The 483-nt window shown below is 63.8% G+C and carries 1 pseudogene; it reads left to right on the top strand.

The features are described 5' to 3' along the window. Window positions 1-483: pseudogene (locus tag ENZ74_RS33985) on the top strand (hypothetical protein); the annotation flags it as partial.

Below are 483 nucleotides of genomic sequence, written 5' to 3'. Positions count from 1 at the left end.
GCGCGGTTCAGCAAGGTCACCTTGAACAGAGGCGACGACGTTGCTGTGTCGGTGAAGCGGTCCGGCAAGGGCTATGCGGTCGACATATCGGGCAATGCGCTCGATGCCCGCTCGCTCATCAAGCAGTTCACCTCCGACGTCGACACGGCTACCAAAACCACCGGTTCCGACGCCATCTCCGTCAGCGCCGATGTCGACCGGCTGACCGGTTTCCACGACGAGCAATTGTCCAATCTGAAGCTCGACTACAGCGCGGCCGGCTCGCGGGTGAACGGGCTGAAGGTCAGCGCCACGGCAAGTTCGGGCGCCGCCATAACCATCAGCAACACCACCGGTGCCGGCCAGCGCGCGCTCAACATGCAGTCCGCCGACGCTGGCGCCATCCTGAGATTCCTCAATATCTACGAGCATATGGAAGGCGGAACGATCACCCTGGCCCTGGCGGGGCCGAGCGACGGATCGCTGAGGGGCAAGGTCGACACC

This window comes from Mesorhizobium sp. M7A.F.Ca.CA.002.15.2.1 (assembly GCF_003998715.1).
Classification (GTDB): domain Bacteria; phylum Pseudomonadota; class Alphaproteobacteria; order Rhizobiales; family Rhizobiaceae; genus Mesorhizobium; species Mesorhizobium ciceri.
This window is presented reverse-complemented; position numbering and strand designations above follow the sequence as displayed.